This window comes from Streptomyces sp. T12, from assembly GCF_028736035.1.
In the GTDB taxonomy this organism is placed as follows: Bacteria; Actinomycetota; Actinomycetes; order Streptomycetales; family Streptomycetaceae; genus Streptomyces.
On record NZ_CP117866.1, the window covers coordinates 910,089 to 926,306 of the forward strand.

The 16,218-nt window shown below is 67.9% G+C and carries 10 protein-coding genes and 4 pseudogenes; 6 read left to right on the plus strand and 8 right to left on the minus strand.

Going from position 1 to position 16,218, the window contains the following annotated elements; all coding sequences use genetic code 11:
- Positions 1-89: 89 nt before the first annotated feature.
- Positions 90-295 (plus strand): annotated as a pseudogene (locus PBV52_RS04035) (family 43 glycosylhydrolase); the annotation flags it as partial.
- A 168-nt stretch (positions 296-463) separates the two neighbouring features.
- On the opposite strand, the gene PBV52_RS04040 reads toward PBV52_RS04035, so the two are convergent.
- Positions 464-2,113 (minus strand): ricin-type beta-trefoil lectin domain protein, encoded by a 1,650-nt coding sequence (locus PBV52_RS04040; RefSeq protein ID WP_274236882.1) that lies wholly within the window; start codon positions 2,111-2,113, stop codon positions 464-466.
- A gap of 479 nt (positions 2,114-2,592) precedes the next feature.
- Here PBV52_RS04040 and PBV52_RS04045 point away from each other — a divergent pair, with 479 nt between their 5' ends.
- Both PBV52_RS04045 and PBV52_RS04050 read left to right on the plus strand, forming a co-directional pair.
- On the plus strand, positions 2,593-4,239 hold the full coding sequence (locus tag PBV52_RS04045; RefSeq protein ID WP_373921824.1) for a glycoside hydrolase 43 family protein: 1,647 nt from the start codon (positions 2,593-2,595) through the stop codon (positions 4,237-4,239).
- Positions 4,240-4,291: 52 nt separating this feature from the next.
- A complete protein-coding gene (locus tag PBV52_RS04050) occupies positions 4,292-6,310 on the plus strand; it encodes a non-reducing end alpha-L-arabinofuranosidase family hydrolase (RefSeq protein ID WP_274236883.1) in 2,019 nt (672 codons plus the stop codon).
- An 865-nt stretch (positions 6,311-7,175) separates the two neighbouring features.
- On the opposite strand, the gene PBV52_RS04055 is transcribed toward PBV52_RS04050, so the two are convergent.
- The gene (locus tag PBV52_RS04055; protein ID WP_274236884.1) at positions 7,176-7,454 is read right to left on the minus strand and encodes a hypothetical protein; all 279 of its coding nucleotides are present in this window, start codon (positions 7,452-7,454) and stop codon (positions 7,176-7,178) included.
- A 78-nt stretch (positions 7,455-7,532) separates the two neighbouring features.
- A complete protein-coding gene (locus PBV52_RS04060) occupies positions 7,533-8,129 on the minus strand; it encodes a YceI family protein (RefSeq protein WP_274236886.1) in 597 nt (198 codons plus the stop codon).
- A 414-nt stretch (positions 8,130-8,543) separates the two neighbouring features.
- Here PBV52_RS04060 and PBV52_RS04065 point away from each other — a divergent pair.
- Together PBV52_RS04065 and PBV52_RS04070 are read left to right on the plus strand one after the other, a co-directional pair.
- Positions 8,544-9,028: pseudogene (locus PBV52_RS04065) on the plus strand (SpoIIE family protein phosphatase); the annotation flags it as partial.
- 602 nt (positions 9,029-9,630) lie between these two features.
- Positions 9,631-9,795, plus strand: a pseudogene (locus PBV52_RS04070) (MFS transporter); the annotation flags it as partial.
- Between the two features lie 118 nt (positions 9,796-9,913).
- Here the strand turns inward: PBV52_RS04070 and solA are convergent.
- The 5 genes and pseudogenes from solA to PBV52_RS04095 all read right to left on the minus strand — a co-directional run bounded on the left by solA (position 9,914) and on the right by PBV52_RS04095 (position 14,269).
- Positions 9,914-11,059 (minus strand): N-methyl-L-tryptophan oxidase, encoded by a 1,146-nt coding sequence (gene solA, locus PBV52_RS04075; RefSeq protein WP_274236887.1) that lies wholly within the window; start codon positions 11,057-11,059, stop codon positions 9,914-9,916.
- A 20-nt stretch (positions 11,060-11,079) separates the two neighbouring features.
- Positions 11,080-12,486 (minus strand): FAD-binding oxidoreductase, encoded by a 1,407-nt coding sequence (locus PBV52_RS04080; protein WP_274236888.1) that lies wholly within the window; start codon positions 12,484-12,486, stop codon positions 11,080-11,082.
- Positions 12,487-12,622: 136 nt separating this feature from the next.
- Positions 12,623-12,919 (minus strand): annotated as a pseudogene (locus PBV52_RS04085) (hypothetical protein); the annotation flags it as partial.
- A gap of 110 nt (positions 12,920-13,029) precedes the next feature.
- Complete coding sequence (locus PBV52_RS04090) at positions 13,030-13,515, minus strand: RidA family protein (RefSeq protein WP_274236890.1); 486 nt, start codon at positions 13,513-13,515, stop codon at positions 13,030-13,032.
- A gap of 73 nt (positions 13,516-13,588) precedes the next feature.
- Positions 13,589-14,269, minus strand: coding sequence for a haloacid dehalogenase type II (locus PBV52_RS04095; RefSeq protein WP_274236891.1), 681 nt, complete (start codon positions 14,267-14,269; stop codon positions 13,589-13,591).
- 1,045 nt (positions 14,270-15,314) lie between these two features.
- Between PBV52_RS04095 and PBV52_RS04100 the strand changes: the two genes are divergently transcribed.
- Positions 15,315-16,001 carry a GntR family transcriptional regulator gene (locus PBV52_RS04100; protein ID WP_274236892.1) on the plus strand — a complete coding sequence of 229 codons (687 nt, stop codon included), beginning with the start codon at positions 15,315-15,317 and terminating at the stop codon, positions 15,999-16,001.
- The last annotated feature ends 217 nt before the right edge of the window (positions 16,002-16,218 follow it).

Here is a 16,218-nt window from a genome sequence, read left to right on the forward strand (position 1 = left end):
ATGGATCAGACTTCGGCCAGGCCCTGGGCAGCACCTGGCCTACTCCACCGGACTCCGGCAGCCACGCGCCACGCCCTTTTTGCGATCTCACGGCGACCGACCCGGCCGGGCCATGGTCGGATCCGATCCCGGCACCGGGCGTGCCCGGTATCGATCCCGACCTGGCCTGGGACGAGAACGGCACCTGCTGGTGCACGGTCGCCGGGGTGTCGCAGGTCCGTCTCGCCCCGTCCACCGGGCAGACGTACGGGGCACCGCACAGCTCTGGTCCGGCGGCCCTGCCCGTCTGCCGGAGCCCGGGCCGTGCCACTGGAGTGCCCGGCTGGTGACTGCGGCGATGGGTTCTAAGTCCCGGTCCCGGGTCCCGGTCCCGGTGGAGGAAGGCAGTCCCCGTAGCTTGGCATGCTGTCGCGGGACTGCCTCTTCCGATCGGGCTTCTCCCTGTGTGGGCAGGGGTGGCGGGTTACGGGAGCGTGGTCCACTTCTGGTTGTTCTGGCCGTTGCAGGTCCACAGGATGACCGGGGTCCCGCCCGCGGTGGCGGCCCCGTTGACGTCGAGGCACAGTCCGGCATGGACGTTGCGGACCGACCCGTCGGAGCCGACCGTCCACTTCTGGTTGTCCTGGCCGTTGCAGGGCCAGATGATGACCGGCGTGCCGTTGGTGGTGCCCTGGTTGTAGGCGTCCAGGCACTTGTCGCCGTAGACGCGGATCTCGCCGCCGGCCCATGTGGTCCATAGCTGGTTGGCGGCGGTGTGGCAGTCCCAGATCAGCGTCGTCGTCCCGGCCGCGGTGGCGGCGCGATCAACGTCCAGGCAGCGGCCGGATGCGGTGCCGCGCAGGCGTGCGGTGGTGGCGGCAAGCGGGCTGCCGCCGGTCATCTTGAACACGGCGACGCCGTGCGCGGGGACGCTCGCGGAGATCTGGCCGGAGGTGCTGGACGTGGCGCCGGTCCACAGGTCGGTGAGGGTGAACGAGCCTCCGGTCAGGCCGACCTGGGCGGCCGTGGTGGTGATGGTCGTGGTGCTGCCTCCCCGGTTGAACAGGCCTACCGCGGCCGAGCCGTCGGACAGGGGCTTGGCGAAGACCTCGGTGTCGCCGTCGTCGCGCACCCGGCGTCCGCCCGCGCCCAGCGGGTCCTGGTTCACCGCCAGCAGGCGGGGGTTGCGCAGGATCGCGCTGACGTCGGCGGACATGGTGCGGATGTCGTTGCCCGCGATGAGGGGGGCCGAGAGCAGCGACCACAGGGCGAAGTGGGAGCGGGACTCGGTCAGTGACAGTCCGGGGCGGCCGACGACCAGCATGTCGGGGTCGTTCCAGTGACCCGGGCCCGACTGAGCGGCCAGCGGTGCGGTGACGTCCAGGACGTTGCCGACGCCCATGGGATAGCTGTTGGTGTTGTTGTTCTGCCAGATGTCGAGCAGGTCCTCGGTCGTCCGCCACAGGTCGGCGACCTCGCCCCAGTTGTACGTGGCGCCGGTGATGGCGTGGAAGCTGTTGGGGTTGATGCTGTAGACGATCGGTCGCCCGGTGGCGCGCAGGGCGTCACGCATCAGCGTGAAGCGCGCGACCTGCTCGTCACGGGTGCCGCTGGAGGAGCACCAGTCGTACTTGAGGTAGTCGACGCCCCATGAGGCGAACGTGTTGGCGTCCTGGGCCTCGTGGCCCTTGCTGCCGGTGGAGCCGGGGTAGGTGCCCACGCCCTGGGCGCAGGTCTTCTCGTTGGGTGCCTGGTAGATGCCGAACTTCAGGCCCTTGCTGTGGATGTAGTCCCCGAGTGCCTTCATGCCGCTGGGGAACTTGGTCGGATTGGCGCGGAGGTTGCCCGCCGCGTCGCGCTGCGGGTCGAACCAGCAGTCGTCGACCACGACGTACTGGTAGCCCGCGGCCTTCATGCCCGAGGACACCATCGCGTCGGCGGCCTGGCGCACCTGCGCCTCGGTAATCCCGCACCCGAAACTGTTCCAACTGTTCCAGCCCAGCGGCGGCGCGAGCACCGGGCTGCCCGGCGCGCCGGAAGCGGTGGAGTGGGCAGAGGCCGTCACAGACGCGGTGACCGTCAGCGCGGCGGCCGCGAGGAGGCGGAGCAGGCGTCTGCCTGATCGTCTGGGCACCGGGGGCTCCTTTCCCGGAAGGGGAGATGGGCGGTGGTGGGCGTCCCCGGCATGTCACGCTCATGACACTGAGAGCGGGAGATCCAAGGGTTCGCAATTTCGAATCAAATTCGGAAAGTCAGGGCCTCACGGATATTAGAGAGGCATCCGAGTCTGTCAACACCATGCGCCCCCGCCCCCTCCACACGCCCCGCAATGACGGAAAACAGCCGCGTCCACCTGCAACATCAGGACAGCCGACCCGTGAAAGCCGAACACTCAACCTGCTTCGAATGTTTCGATGTTCAAGGCGAATACTGCGAGAGGTCTTGACGGGGCCCGTCGGCCTCCTATCATCCAGGTTGCTCGATCAGTCGATGCATGTTCGGCATCCCGAACGCACGGGTCCGACCCGGCCACCCGCACCGCACGAACGAAGCAGGGCACTCCGCGAAACGCCAGCAACCGCAACGGCGGGCCACACAGGGAGAACGCCATCCATGGATATGTCATGCCCTCATCAATATCTGCCTCGTCGCCAGGCTCTGGCCGCCGCCACCGGCCTGGTCACAGGCGCATTCCTGCCTCTGACCGGAGCCTCCCCCACCGCCGCCGCTCCCGCGCAGGGGTCGGCCCTCGCGGCGGCCGCGGAGTACACGAACCCGGTGATCTGGCAGGACTTCGCGGACATCGACGTCATCCGCGTCGGCGACACGTTCTACGCCTCGGCCTCGACGATGCACTATTCGCCGGGCGCGCCCGTCCTGCGGTCGTACGACCTGGTGAACTGGGAGATCGCCGGTCACTCGGTGCCGGTCCTAGACTTCGGCGCCAAGTACGACCTGAACGGTGCCCGTGGCTATGTCAGAGGGATCTGGGCGTCGTCGCTGGCCTACCGACCGAGCAACAGGACGTTCTACTGGCTGGGCCAGATCGACTTCGCCCGGACGTACGTCTACACCGCCACCGCCGTCGAGGGGCCGTGGAGCAGGCTGACGACGATCAGCACGCCGTACTACGACGCGGGTCTGCTCGTGGACAGCGACGACACCCTGTATGTGGCCTACGGGAACACCACCATCAGCGTGGCCCAGCTCTCGCCCGACGGCCGCACCCAGGTCCGCACCCAGCAGGTGTTCACGACACCGTCGAGTGTCGGCACCCTCGAGGGCGCCCGCTTCTACAAGATCAACGGGCAGTATTACATCTTCCTGACCCGCCCGGCCAACGGCCAGTACATCCTCAAGTCGTCGAGCGGCCCCTTCGGTCCGTACACGATGCGGCAGGTCCTTCTCGACCTGCGCGGGCCGATCCCCGGCGGTGGCGTCCCCCACCAGGGCGGGCTGGTGCAGACGCAGAGCGGCGCCTGGTACTACATGGCCTTCGTCGACGCGTATCCCGGCGGCCGGATGCCCGCCCTGGCCCCCGTCACCTGGACCTCGGACGGCTGGCCCGTCGTGCAACTCGTGAACGGCGCATGGGGCACGGCGTATCCCAGCCCGGCCGTACCTGTCCCACCCCGCCCCGTCACCCCGCTGATCGGCGTCGACACCTTCGACGGTACGACCCTCAAACCGAGGTGGGAGTGGAACCACAACCCGGACAACACCGGGTGGTCGGTCGACAACGGCCTGACCCTGCGCACCGCCACCGTCACCAACGACCTCTACTGGGCCCGCAACACCCTCACCCACCGCATCCAGGGACCCACCTCCACCGCCACCGTCCAGCTCGACCACTCCGCGATGCGGGACGGCGACCGGGCCGGACTCGCGCTGCTGCGTGACTCCTCCGCCTGGATCGGCCTCAAACGCGACGGCGGCGCGACGCGAGTGGTGATGGTCAATGGGCTGACCATGGACGGGAGTTGGAACACCACCGGCACCGGCACCGAGGTCGCGAGCGCGCCCGTCTCAGGCGGCCGCATCTGGCTGCGTGCGAGCGCGGACATCCGCCCCGGCACGGCACGCCCCGGCACCTTCTCCTACAGCACCGACGGCACCACCTTCACCCGCCTCGGCCCCACCTTCTCCATGGGCAACGACTGGCGGTTCTTCATGGGCTACCGATACGCCCTCTTCAACCACGCCACGCAGGCACTCGGCGGCGCGGTCCGCGTCACGCGGTTCGAGCTGTCCACGCCCTGAACGATCGGAGGATCGCACACCCAACCCCCCACCCACCCGTACGAGGAGAACCATGAACCCGCTGAAACGACTCGGCCGTCGCCGAGCCTCGGTATTAGCCCTCCTGGCTGCGGTCGCCCTTGCGACGCCCGGGACCGCGACCGGCGCACCCGATGACGTCAAAGCCTCCACTCTGGGCGCCCAAGCGGCCCAGTCCGGACGGTACTTCGGAACCGCCGTGGCCGCCGGAAGGCTCGGCGACGGCACGTACACCGGGATCCTGGACCGGGAGTTCAACTCGGTCACACCCGAGAACGAGATGAAGTGGGACACGACCGAGCCGTCCCGCGGCTCGTTCAACTTCGGCCCCGCCGACCAGATCGCGAACCGCGCGCAGGGCCGCGGTCAGCGCCTGCGCGGCCACACCCTGGTCTGGCACTCCCAACTGCCCGGCTGGGTCAGCTCCATCAGGGACGCGAACACCCTGCGCGGCGTGATGAACAACCACATCACCACCGTGATGAACCGCTACAAGGGCCGGATCCACTCCTGGGACGTCGTCAACGAGGCCTTCGCCGACGGCGGCAGCGGCCAGCACCGCCCCTCGGTGTTCCAGAACCTGCTGGGCGACGGCTTCATCGAGCAGGCGTTCCGCACCGCGCGGTCGGCCGACCCGGCGGCCAAGCTCTGCTACAACGACTACAACATCGAGAACTGGAGCGACGCGAAGACCCAGGGCGTCTACCGCATGGTGCGCGACTTCAAGGCGCGCGGCGTGCCCATCGACTGTGTCGGCCTCCAGGCCCACTTCGGTACCGGCGGCCCGCCGGCCAGCTTCCAGACGACGCTGTCGAACTTCGCCGCCCTCGGCGTGGACGTCCAGATCACCGAGCTGGACATCGCACAGGCGCCGCCGACGGCGTACGCCAACACGGTGCGGGCCTGCATGAACGTGGCGCGCTGCACCGGCATCACCGTCTGGGGCATCCGGGACAGCGACTCCTGGCGGGCCTCGGAGAACCCGCTGCTGTTCGACCGCGGTGGCAACAAGAAGCCGGCCTACCAGGCGGTGCTCAACGCGCTGGGCGGCTCGGTCGCGGCACAGCGGGCTGACGTCCGTTCGGAGCCGTCCGCCGCCGCGCTGCCCTCACGCTTCTCCTGGAGCTCCAGCGGCCCACTGATCGCACCGAAACCGGACGCCACCCACAACATCGCCGGGATCAAGGACCCGACCGTCGTCCACTACAACGGCAAGTACCACGTGTTCGCGAGCGTCGCCAGCTCCTCCGGATACAACCTGGTGTACCTGAACTTCAGTGACTGGTCCCAGGCCGGCTCGGCCACGCACCACTACCTGGACCGCACCGCCATCGGCACCGGATACCGGGCCGCGCCCCAGGTCTTCTACTACGCGCCCCAGCGCCTGTGGTACCTCGTGTACCAGACCGGCAACGCCTCGTACTCCACCAACCCCGACATCAGCAATCCGAACGGCTGGAGCGCGCCGCGCCACTTCTACTCGTCGATGCCCGACATCATCAAGCAGAACATCGGCAACGGCTACTGGGTCGACATGTGGGTGATCTGCGACAGCGCCAACTGCTACCTGTTCTCCTCCGACGACAACGGGCACCTGTACCGCTCGCAGACGACCGTCGGCCAGTTCCCGAACGGCTTCACCAACACGGTCATCGCGGCCCAGGACTCCAAGTACGCCCTGTTCGAAGCGAGCAATGTGTACAAGGTGCAGGGCAGCAACCAGTACCTGCTCCTCGTCGAGGCCATCGGCTCGGACGGCCGGCGCTACTTCCGCTCCTGGACCTCAGGCAGCCTCGCCGGCTCCTGGGCACCCCTGGCCGCGTCCGAGAGCAACCCGTTCGCACGGGCCAACAACGTCACCTTCCCTTCCGGGTCCTGGACCAGGGACATCAGCCACGGCGAGATGATCCGAGCCGGCTACGACCAGACACTCACCATCCCCTCCTGCCGGCTCCAGTACCTCTACCAGGGCATGAACCCCAACGCGGGCGGCGACTACAACCTCCTCCCGTGGCGGCTCGGCCTCCTCACCCAGACCAATTCGACCTGCTGACCAGGTGGGCCCCGCCGCTCGTGCGGGGCCCATGCCCACTCTCGCTCGCGACCTGCGAGGCTGTTCACGCAGGCCAGTGAGTCCAGTGGCGGACCGGGTCGGCGATGGCCGGTTGGTCGGATATGACCGCGATTCCGGTCCGAGAATGCGGCGCCCGCACGCGGCCGGTGCGCCGGAGTGCGCAGGCCGTGACCCGGGCCGTGAGACCAGGACGGCTCCCTTTGGGAGGGAGGCGAGCCTGATCACCGCGCACCGCACGCGGATGGGGGAGGTGGGAGCGCGTACACCACTTCTCAGGACGCAAGCGCCCTCTCCCAGGGTCCGCGTGGCCACTGTCACCAAGCACGTGGCCATCAGGCAGATGCCGCGCCTATGGGTTCCGCGCAGGGCACGCCACCAGTCGGGGTCGACCGTCACCCGGCGCACAGCCGTCAGCGGCACGCGCACGTCACCCCGGCGGGCGGCCGCCTTTTCCCACCATGCCAGGCGGATGACCAGGCGATCGCCGTCGGTGTGTATGCGTGCCATCGTTCAACGCCTCCCCTCCATCCACGCTCCAGGAGCCGTCGTCGCCGATAAGCCCGCAGAGGAGGACCAGACGGCAGTCGGCGCGCCTGCCACGGAGCTGCGACCGCCACCGCCTTGGCCTGACCCAGGGCGTGGGATGAGTTGCAAGGAGCATGTCGCTCCTGTCCCGGGGCCGGGGCGCCCCGGGACAGGTAGTGCTGGCACGCGCTGTCCGGGGCACCAGCAGCACGAAGACTGGGGCGAGCAGGGCAACCGCTCGGCCCAGGTTGCTCAAGGCGGCGTAGCGCTGCTGCCGTCAGCGTCAGCGGGAGAACCGGCGCAGACTGCATGACGCACGTCAGGTCTCGATCACGGCATCGCAGTCGGGGCAGACCACGGATGCGTATTGCGCGGGGTACCAGGGCGCCCCAGGGTGCTCGATGATCCAGGGGCCCGTTTCCATGGCGAAGGTGTCTTTCCCGCAGAGGGTCCGCGGGCCCGTGGAGGCGGGCTCCCCCGGGGCGGTGGGCGCCGCGTGCACCTTGCGGACGTGCCGTTCCTCGCCACGCTGGATCTCCGGGGAGGCGCGTGGAGCCACCGGCTTGTCGAGTTCGTACACGACGACGATGTTGCTCATGCCCCCACCGTAGGAGGCCGAGGGGCCGATCCGTGTGCAGCCTTGAGGGCGGGTGGCTGTGTTCGGCTGGTGAGGCTCTCACACCTGGCCCGCGCGTGGCGGCAATGCGGTGCCATCCGCCGGTTCGAGCCTGGCCGCCTCGAATTCCACCCGGACGTCGTCGGCCAGCCGCAACGCACCCAAGAACGCGGTGTAGGGCTTGATTCCCCAGGCGGACTGCGTGACGGTCGCCCAGCCGCGCAATGGCCCGGCGTCACTTTCCTTGCCGTGCACCGTCACCGGGTGGGTGCGTCCCTTGATGATGAGCTCCCCGGTGATCTCGAAGGTCTGCGGGGTTCCCGTGATGCGTGTGGAGCGAAAGGCGATCGTGGGATGTTCTGCGGTGTGTAGCAGGGCCTCGTCCGCCAGCGTCCGTTTGATCTGGGCCCGGTCCGCGTCTGTAAGTGCTTTCAGTCCGCCGGTTCCTTCCCGGACCTCCAGCGAGTCCGTCTCTACCGTCACACTCACGGACGACCTGTCGGGGTCATCGACGGCCACAGCAGCCTCCCCGGACCACCGGGTGGCTTCGATCGTGAGGTCGTGCCCCGCCCGGCGTCCCAGCCCGGCGCGGCCGGTCTTGATCAAGAGGCGGCCGGTCGACGGCCCGAGTCGGTATGTTCCGTCGGTCAGCGTCACAGTGCCGAGCGTACGGGCGGACCCGGCCGGGGCGGTCGACGATGTCCGGTCGGCGTGTCCCCCCCCCTCGGCGCGAGGTGACGTCGCAGCGGAGCCGGATATCGGATCACGGTCACGGTGCCGGCAGGCACCGCGAGAAGCCGAAGGGGGCGGGCCTGCACTTGCCGAGGAGAAGCCGTTGCGGCGGTTTCGGGCAGTCGGCACGGCCGTGGTGTGGCATTCAGGACGGGGCGTGAGACGGGGCGGCCAGGGATCCGATGTGATCACCTCTGGCTCCCCGCAGCGCCGGACTGCCCAACTGGGCGGCGCTCCTTGCCCACTTCTAAATTATGGAAATTCTGGGCGAGCATCGGTTAACGGGGGATACTGAACGCGGCGGCGCCGGACTGATCCGGCACTGGGCAGGTCACTTAGGCCGGCCTCCACTCCTATCTGGCCGTACCTCTCGCTGCCCGCGGCGACGTGCTCGGCGTCCTCGACCTCAAACGTATCCGCAACCCGCTGCCCTTCGACGAGGACGACCTGGTTCTGGCTCGCGAGCTGGCCGCCCGCGCCGCGGTGTCCATCGACAACGCCCGCTGGTACCAGCACGAGCGTGACGCTGCCCTGACCCTCCAGCGCACGCTCCTGCCCCAGCAGCCCCCGGACCGGCCCGGCCTGGAGATCGCCTACCGCTACCAGCCCGCCGGAGCCGCCAGTGAAGTCGGCGGCGACTGGTTCGACGTCATCCCCTCACCGCGGACAAGACCGCCCTCGTCGTCGGCGACGTCATGGGCAGCGGCCTCACCGCCGCCGCGACCATGGGCCAGCTGAGCAACGCCGCACGCGCGCTGGCCGACCTGGACCTCGAATCGGCCCAGGTTCTGCAACACCTCGACCACAGCACCACCGGCCTCGAACTCGCACCCCGCCTGGCCCTCACCAGCCGACGCAGCGACGTACGCCTCCTGCCGTTCGCCTCCGACGTCCCGGCCCCCACCCGCCGCATCCTCCTCGCACGCGCCGCGGCACGCCCCGCCACCCCACCCGCCCAGGCGATGGCCCGCGTCCTGCGCACGGTCGCGCAACGATTCACCACCCCGGACCTGCACCGGGCCCAGCTCGGGGCGGTCCGGCGGAACTGACGGCGCGGCCACAGCGGGTCCAGCCGGTACTCGGCGCACAGATGGCGAAGGACAAGGTGGAGCCGCCGACCACTGTTGTCGTCGACGGCGGCAAAGGGCAGGTCCTCGGGACGGCCTCGTGGGATGCAAGGCGCAGAGAGCGACAGCAACGCTCGGGGTATCGGGGTCAGCACCAATCAGGTAACCGGTGTGGACCTGCTGGTGTGGGCGCCCGCACCATCGACCAGACCCGCGGCGGGCGAGACTCGGCCCGATGAGATGTCCAGGTCTGGCCGACCACGGCCAAACGGAGGCCGGTCACTGACGGGACCTCGGAGAATGACGGACACCTCCATGACCGATCTCATCTCCCTCGTCCTGACCCGCCGAACCATCCGGTCCTGACCCAACTCACCTTCAGCATCAGCTTCTACGCCGTCCTGCCGTTACTGGCCGAGCACCTCGGCACCGCGTTCGGCATGGCGGGGTGGATGGTCGGCTTCGTCCCGGGCCTGCGGACCTTCAGCCAGCAGGGCCTCTTCGTGGTCGGCGGAACACTCAGTAGTTCCCGTTTCCGGTACGCCGGGTCAGCGTAAAGGCGACGTCTTTTCACAGGTGGACAATTCAGCAGATGACAGACGGTCGCGACGTTGCTGCGCCGAGGCGGCGGAAGTGGGTGGGCTACCTGGTCTTGAACCGGTCCGGACGCACGAAGGCCAGGCCCTCGATGGTCTGTTTGCCGAGCGCCTCGTGCGCGGCGATGTGGCCATAGCCGGTGGCCATCTTGAAGCCCTTCCCGGAGAATCCGGTGGCGCAGTAGACCCTGCTGTTCTCGTCCAGCCAGCCGAGGAGGGGATGCCTGTCCTCGGTGAAGAGGTCGGGGAAGGCGTCGGAGCGCACGATGGTGGGGATCAGGCCGGGGAAGAAGTCGGTGACGATCTCGGTGACCTTTTCGACTTCTTGCGGGGTGAGTTCCCTGGGCACGGAGTCCGGGTCGGGAGTTTCCCTTCCGCGTCCGTCCAGTGGTCCGTCCACCGATGCCTTGACCGTCGCGCCGTCGACGGCGGGCGCGCCGTACAGGGAGCGATCGCCGTACAGCCGACTGAAGACGGGGAAGTTCTCCGGTGAGAACTGCGTGCCGTCCTGGGCGACGAACCAGGTCAGGACGATCCGATGGGTTTCCGTGACGGCCTTGAGGTGGTCGGGCATGAGCCTTCGGGACCAGCCGCCCGAGGCGACGATGACCTTCTCGAACGTCCAGGTTCTGTCGCCCGAGGTGACGACCACGCCGTGTTCGGTTTCGGTGATGCTGTCCACCGGTGTGTTCTGAAGGACGGTGGCGCCATTCGCCTGTGCCGCCGCGACGGCGGCGCTGACGGCGCGGTCTGTACGCAGGACGCCGGCGCGGGGATCGTAGACGGCGCAGTCGTCTGGGCGGAGGTTGTGCTGGGGGTAGCGTTCCGCCAACTCCTCCCGGCTGAGGACGTAGTGCTCGGCTCCGTTGAGGCGCGTTGTCTCGAGGAGGCTGTTGATGAAGCTGCCGTTCGCCGTCCCGATGGACAGGCCCCCGGTAGGCGTGAGGATTTCCTGCCCGGTTTCCGCTTCGAGCTCGGCCCAGAGGCTGCGTGAGCGTTCCAGAATGGGGTAGTAGTCGGGCTTCCCGAAGTAGACCATGCGGAACAGGCGGGTGTCCCCGCCCACGGCACTGCGGCCGTGGGCGGGGGTGGCGGCCTCGAAGCCCACTACCGAGTCGGACAGTCGGGAGGCCTGCCACAGGGCCATGCTTCCGATGCTGCCCAAGCCGATGACTGCGAGTTCTGCGTCCATGAAAGCAGTTTCCTTTTCGTCTACTCGTGAAGTCCGGCGAGCCTGCTCCCGAATCGGGCCAGCAGTGAGGTCTTGCTGGAACCCCTGCTTTCTTCCCACCGGTCGGCAATGCCGAAGAGCCGGTACATGGCGTGAACGCCCAGCCAGCGGATGGGTTCCGGTTCCCACTTCCGTGCCCGGTAGCCGACCCAGGGAAGGGTGGTCCGCTCGGTTTCCTTCTCGAAGGCGAGCTCCACGAGAGTCCTGCCGCCGACGTAGGCCGACGTGACGCCGTGTCCTGCGTAGCCGGTGGACGATCCGATCCCCGATGCCGGATCCCAGTGCACGCCGCCGTTCCAGTCACGCGTGACGCCCAGGACTCCCGACCAGGCGTGGTCCACCTCGAAGGGGATGCCCGGGAAGAAGGTGCTGAGCTTGTGCGAGATGAGGTCAACGGTGGACTGAGCGGTTGCACCTGCTCCCCCTGTGCCGGACCCGAAGCGGTAGGGGACACCACGGCCCCCCATGGCGATACGGCCGTCCGACGTCCGCTGGGAGTAGATGAACGTGTGCGCGGAGTCGCTGAGGCACTGGCGTCCGTCCCAGCCGATCTCCTGCCATGCCTTCTCCGGCAGAGGCTTGGTCACGATCAACGAGGAATTGACCGGGATCAGGCTTCGGCGGCCCAGCAGCTGTCCCGAATAGCCTTCAGTGCAGATGAACGTCTTGGCCGCGGTGACGCGTCCGTTGGCCAGGGTGAGGGTCTTGCCCCCGACACTGTCCACTCGGCTGCCCTCGTAGATCCTCACCCCCATGGAGGTCAGGGTGTCGGCGAGGCCGTGGACGAGCTTCGCGGGGTGAATCCGCGCGCAGTGCTTGTAGAAGAGCCCGCCGTGGACGGTGGAGATGTTGATCCGGCTCCGGAACTCCTCCCGGTCGAGCATCTGGATTTCGTCTTCGGTCAGCCCGTACTTCAGGTCGGCATCACGCCTGGTGACAAGCCGACCCAGCCCCGCCTCCGTGTGTGCGGCGACGAGCGCGCCCCCCTTGTGCTGATCGGCGTTGATACCTTCGGCCTGGAGGATGTCCAGGACGGAGTCGACGCCGGCGACGAATTCCTGCTGCAGCGCCCGGCTCGCTTCCAGCCCTCCCCCGGATGCGCAGGCGAAGGTGGCACGGTTTCCTGGTGGCATCGCCGAGAGCCAGCCACCGTTGCGGCCTGATGCGCCGTAGCCCACCTGTTCGGCCTCGAAGACGGCGACCGAGAGCGACGGTTCGAGCTTCTTGGCGAAGTAAGCCGCCCACAGACCGGTGTAGCCGCCACCGACAATGGCCACGTCGACGGAGTCCTGGCCGGCGAAGCGGGGGAACGACGGCCTCTCGGCGGCCAGTTGGGCCATCCAGAAGCCGAGCTCTCCGTTTCGGGGTGGTGCCGCAACGGCGTTCATGTGTGTCCTTCTTCCGTGTCTGGGAACCGTGTGGGCCGGCGCCGGAAGGCGGTGTGGCCGCCGTCGAGGGGGGGCGGATTGCCCCGGTGATGTACAAGGGCTCCGACGATGCGAGGGATAGGACCGCGTCGGCGATCTCCTCGGGGGTGGCGAGGCGTTGGAGCGGGATCTGCCCCTCACGCTCGCGGCGGGTGGCCTCGGGGTCGGACCTGGGCTGGAAGGAGGCCTCGATGACCGGGGTCGTGGTGCGGGCCGGGACGACGACGTTGACCAGAGGGCAGCTGACGTGCAGGCCTCTGGTTGAGGGCGCTGGCGTCGACGGTGCCGAAGGTCTCCGGGGCTTCGCGGGCCAGGCATGTGCACGTCTTGACGTGTGGCCTGACGTCGAGGCTGTGCCTCGGCGGCCCTGCATACGGTCGATGGTGTCCCGCATCACGCCGGCCAGCACGATCGGCGCCGGCTGGGGTGGCGATTCACTCGACGAGGGTGCCGAGTGCCTGTTGGAGCCGGTTCACAGCTGTACAGCTCATGATTGGTTCGCCGCTACACCGCGGTGCAGATCATCTGGATCTCGACAGGGGTGTTGAGGGGTAGCCCGGCGACACCGATCGCGGTGCGCGCATGCCGTCCGTTCTCGCCCAGCACCTCGATGAGCAGTTCACTGGCCGCGTTGGCGACCTGCGACTGCAGACCGAAGTCCGGCGTACTGGCCACGAAGACCAGCATCTGCACGATCCGGACCCGGTCCAGGTCGCCCACCGCCTGCACAGCGGCGGCCAGGCAGTTGAGCGCGGCATGGCGCGCGAGCTCCCGAGCCCTCTCCAGCTCGACGTCCCGGCCGACAATGCCCTGACCCAGCAGCTCGCCGTTCTTGAAAGGCAGTTGGCCGGAGATGTGGATGCTGGAGTCCACCGTCCGGTGGTGCACGAAGTACGCGTTGCCGGCGAGGTCGGGCAGCTCCAGGCCGAGGTTCTGGAGCCTTTCCGAAGCCGAGTCGCCCTTGACGGTCTGCGGCAGGGGCAGGCTCATGCCGCCACCGCCTTGCTGTGGACCATTTCCTCAGTTCTCCTGTTCTCGAGTTCTCCAGTTCTCCGCTCGGGCGTCAGGGGCGCGGCAGACCGAAGAGGGCCGGGAGGTCGGCGATGTCGGTGATCCGCTCGTAGCCGAGCCAGTGCTCGTCGTGCTCCCAGCCGCGGTCGACGTACACCTTGTTCTCGATGCCCATGATGGCCGCGGAGCGGTGGTCGTACATCGGGCTCGCGGAGACGTGGACGATCTCGTCGGGTGCCACGCCGAGCTTGTCAAACATGTACTCGAAGGCGCGGAGTCGCGGCTTGTAGACGCCCATCTCCTCGGCGCTGATGACGACCTCGAACGGGGCCTCGAGGTTCTCCGCGAGGCGCACGGCATGGGCGGTGTCGCTGTTCGTGATGATGACCAGCGGGACCTCCTCGGCCAGGCGGTTCAGCGCCTCGGTGACACCGGGGTACGGGCCCCAGGTGGGGATGCGCTCGTACACCGCCCGCGCCTCGTCCTCGCGGTACTCGAGGCCGACCTTGCGCAATGCGCGTTCCATGGAACGCGCAACGACCTGGTGGAACGGCTGGTACGCGCCCGTGCACTCGTCGATCCGGTACGCCTTGCAGATCCGCAGGAACTCATCGGCAACCTCGGCCGGCAGCCGGTCCCCCAGGACCTCACGCATCGCGTCGTTGATGCTGAACTTGATCAGCGTTCCGTTCATGTCGAACGTCACGAACCTGGGCTTGATGTCGAATACCACGAGTCCTCCTGGTTCTTCAGGGGGAAGCGACCTGAGACCGGGCCTCCCTGGTCGATTGTCGACCATCTGGAGGTCGATTGTCGACCATGTGGCCATCGACTGTCAACGACTTCATGGCCAGCCAGCGTTCCCTCGAACCGCTGCCTGCCCCATTCCTCGGCGCTCCTCTCCGTCGTTGCCATGAGGCCCGAGGAGCGTTCGAGGTCGTGATCGCCACCGATGACGGGCGTCTACGGGCCCCGGCTGCGCGCCTTCGAATACACGCTGGCCACGCTCGGTGTGGCACTCGACGAGATCGTGCACGTCTCCGCGAGCCCCATGTACGACCTGCGCTCCGCGGCCACCCTGGGCATCAAGAACAGAACAAGATGTCCACGGACCGCGGCTTCGAGCACACGAGTACTGGCCCGGCTACGAGCGCATCACCGACATCTCCGACTGCCCAGGGCTCGGGGATCACAGCTGGAGTGACACCCGGCGCGACCGGCCTCCGTGCGAGTGTGGGTCACGGAGGCAGTCCTGGACTGCTGAGATTCAGAGAGGAAGGCCACCCGTGACCCACAAGGACAGGGTGTACGAGCGCCGGGTGGCTCATCGAGAGGCCGCGCGGATCGGAAACGTCACCGATCTGCCAGGTGCTCGGCGTCTCACGCACGAGCCACGGACCGCCGCGCTCCCCCTCGCTCATCGCCGCGGAGACCGAGCAGGTCACCGAACCGCCGCCCGGTCAACCACGTCGACTCTGCTGGACACGCCCTGGCACGGCCAGCTGGTCCGGTTCCGCCAACCACGGCGCCTACATGGTCGGCTGCCCTCTACGGCAGGTCCCCAGGTACCCGCTTCGCCGGACCGGCACCGGCCTGACCCCAAACGGCGCCACCCCAGACACCGACCTGTCGCCGCGACTCGTGAGCCGGAAGGGACGCAGCTGTGCCTTCAGGGAGCTCCGTGCGCGGTAACCGCCTTGCGGTGTAGATGAAAAACCAGCGGAGGTATAGTCGACAAACGACCAAGTGGTCGACAATGAGCAAGGGAGGGCGACGGGGTGGACCACAAGTTCGAGTGGCAGGAGCAGCGGACGACGACGCCGGACGGTGTCTACCGCACACTGCGTGCCGCCATCCTCGACGGGACCGTACCTCCCGGCGGCCAGCTGCGCGAGGCGCACATCGCCACGGATCTCGGGATCAGCCGGTCCCCGCTGCGCGAGGCGCTGACCAAGCTGGAGGAGGAAGGGCTCGTCGTCAAGATCCCCTACCGTGGAGCGTTCGTGGTAGAGGTGAGCGCGCGTGAGGTCGCCGAGATCGACTCGGTCCGGCTACATGTCGAACCGTACGCCGCCGAGCTCTCGGCCGAAGCACTGCGCGGTCCTGAGCGGCCTCAGTTGCTGCAAACCGTCGAGGATCTCCGCCGGGCAATGGAGAAGGACGACATCCCGGCCAGCATCGACGCGCACCTTCGCTTCCACAGGCTCTTCTACGATCTCTCGGGGCACGGCGTCCTGCAGAGTCTCTGGAACGGCTGGGAGACCAAGCTGCGCCTCTACCTCAGCGTCGATCACCGCACTTACAGCGACAACCCGCATCAATTGGTCGTCGAGCACGAGAGGTTGGCCACGGTTGCCCTGGAAGGCGACACCCACTCGTTCCGCCAGGAACTGGCTGCCCACTTCCCCATGGGGCTGCGAGCCCAGACGGGAGATCCAGGGGACCGCACGCCTCGCCATGCATGAGGCCATGCCGCCTGCGTGAAGTGTCCAACCCCACTCGTCACCGGGACGTTGTAGACCAATGCCGGGAGTCAAGGACCACGGTGAGTGCGGCATCTCAAAATGAGAGTGGATACCTCAACATGAGAGTGCAAATGAGAGCGGATACCTCAAAATGTTAGTGACGCAGGTCACTCTCAGGAGGTGGACGCATGCTGCCACGGAGATTAGCGCTGGTCAC

Excerpts from the sequence above, each read along its gene's own strand:
- PBV52_RS04045 (WP_373921824.1), top strand. The coding sequence starts at position 2,593 with ATGGATATGTCATGCCCTCATCAATATCTGCCTCGTCGCCAGGCTCTG.
- PBV52_RS04050 (WP_274236883.1), top strand. The coding sequence starts at position 4,292 with ATGAACCCGCTGAAACGACTCGGCCGTCGCCGAGCCTCGGTATTAGCC.
- PBV52_RS04055 (WP_274236884.1), bottom strand. The coding sequence starts at position 7,454 with ATGAGCAACATCGTCGTCGTGTACGAACTCGACAAGCCGGTGGCTCCA.
- solA (WP_274236887.1), bottom strand. The coding sequence starts at position 11,059 with ATGGACGCAGAACTCGCAGTCATCGGCTTGGGCAGCATCGGAAGCATG.
- PBV52_RS04080 (WP_274236888.1), bottom strand. The coding sequence starts at position 12,486 with ATGAACGCCGTTGCGGCACCACCCCGAAACGGAGAGCTCGGCTTCTGG.
- PBV52_RS04090 (WP_274236890.1), bottom strand. The coding sequence starts at position 13,515 with ATGAGCCTGCCCCTGCCGCAGACCGTCAAGGGCGACTCGGCTTCGGAA.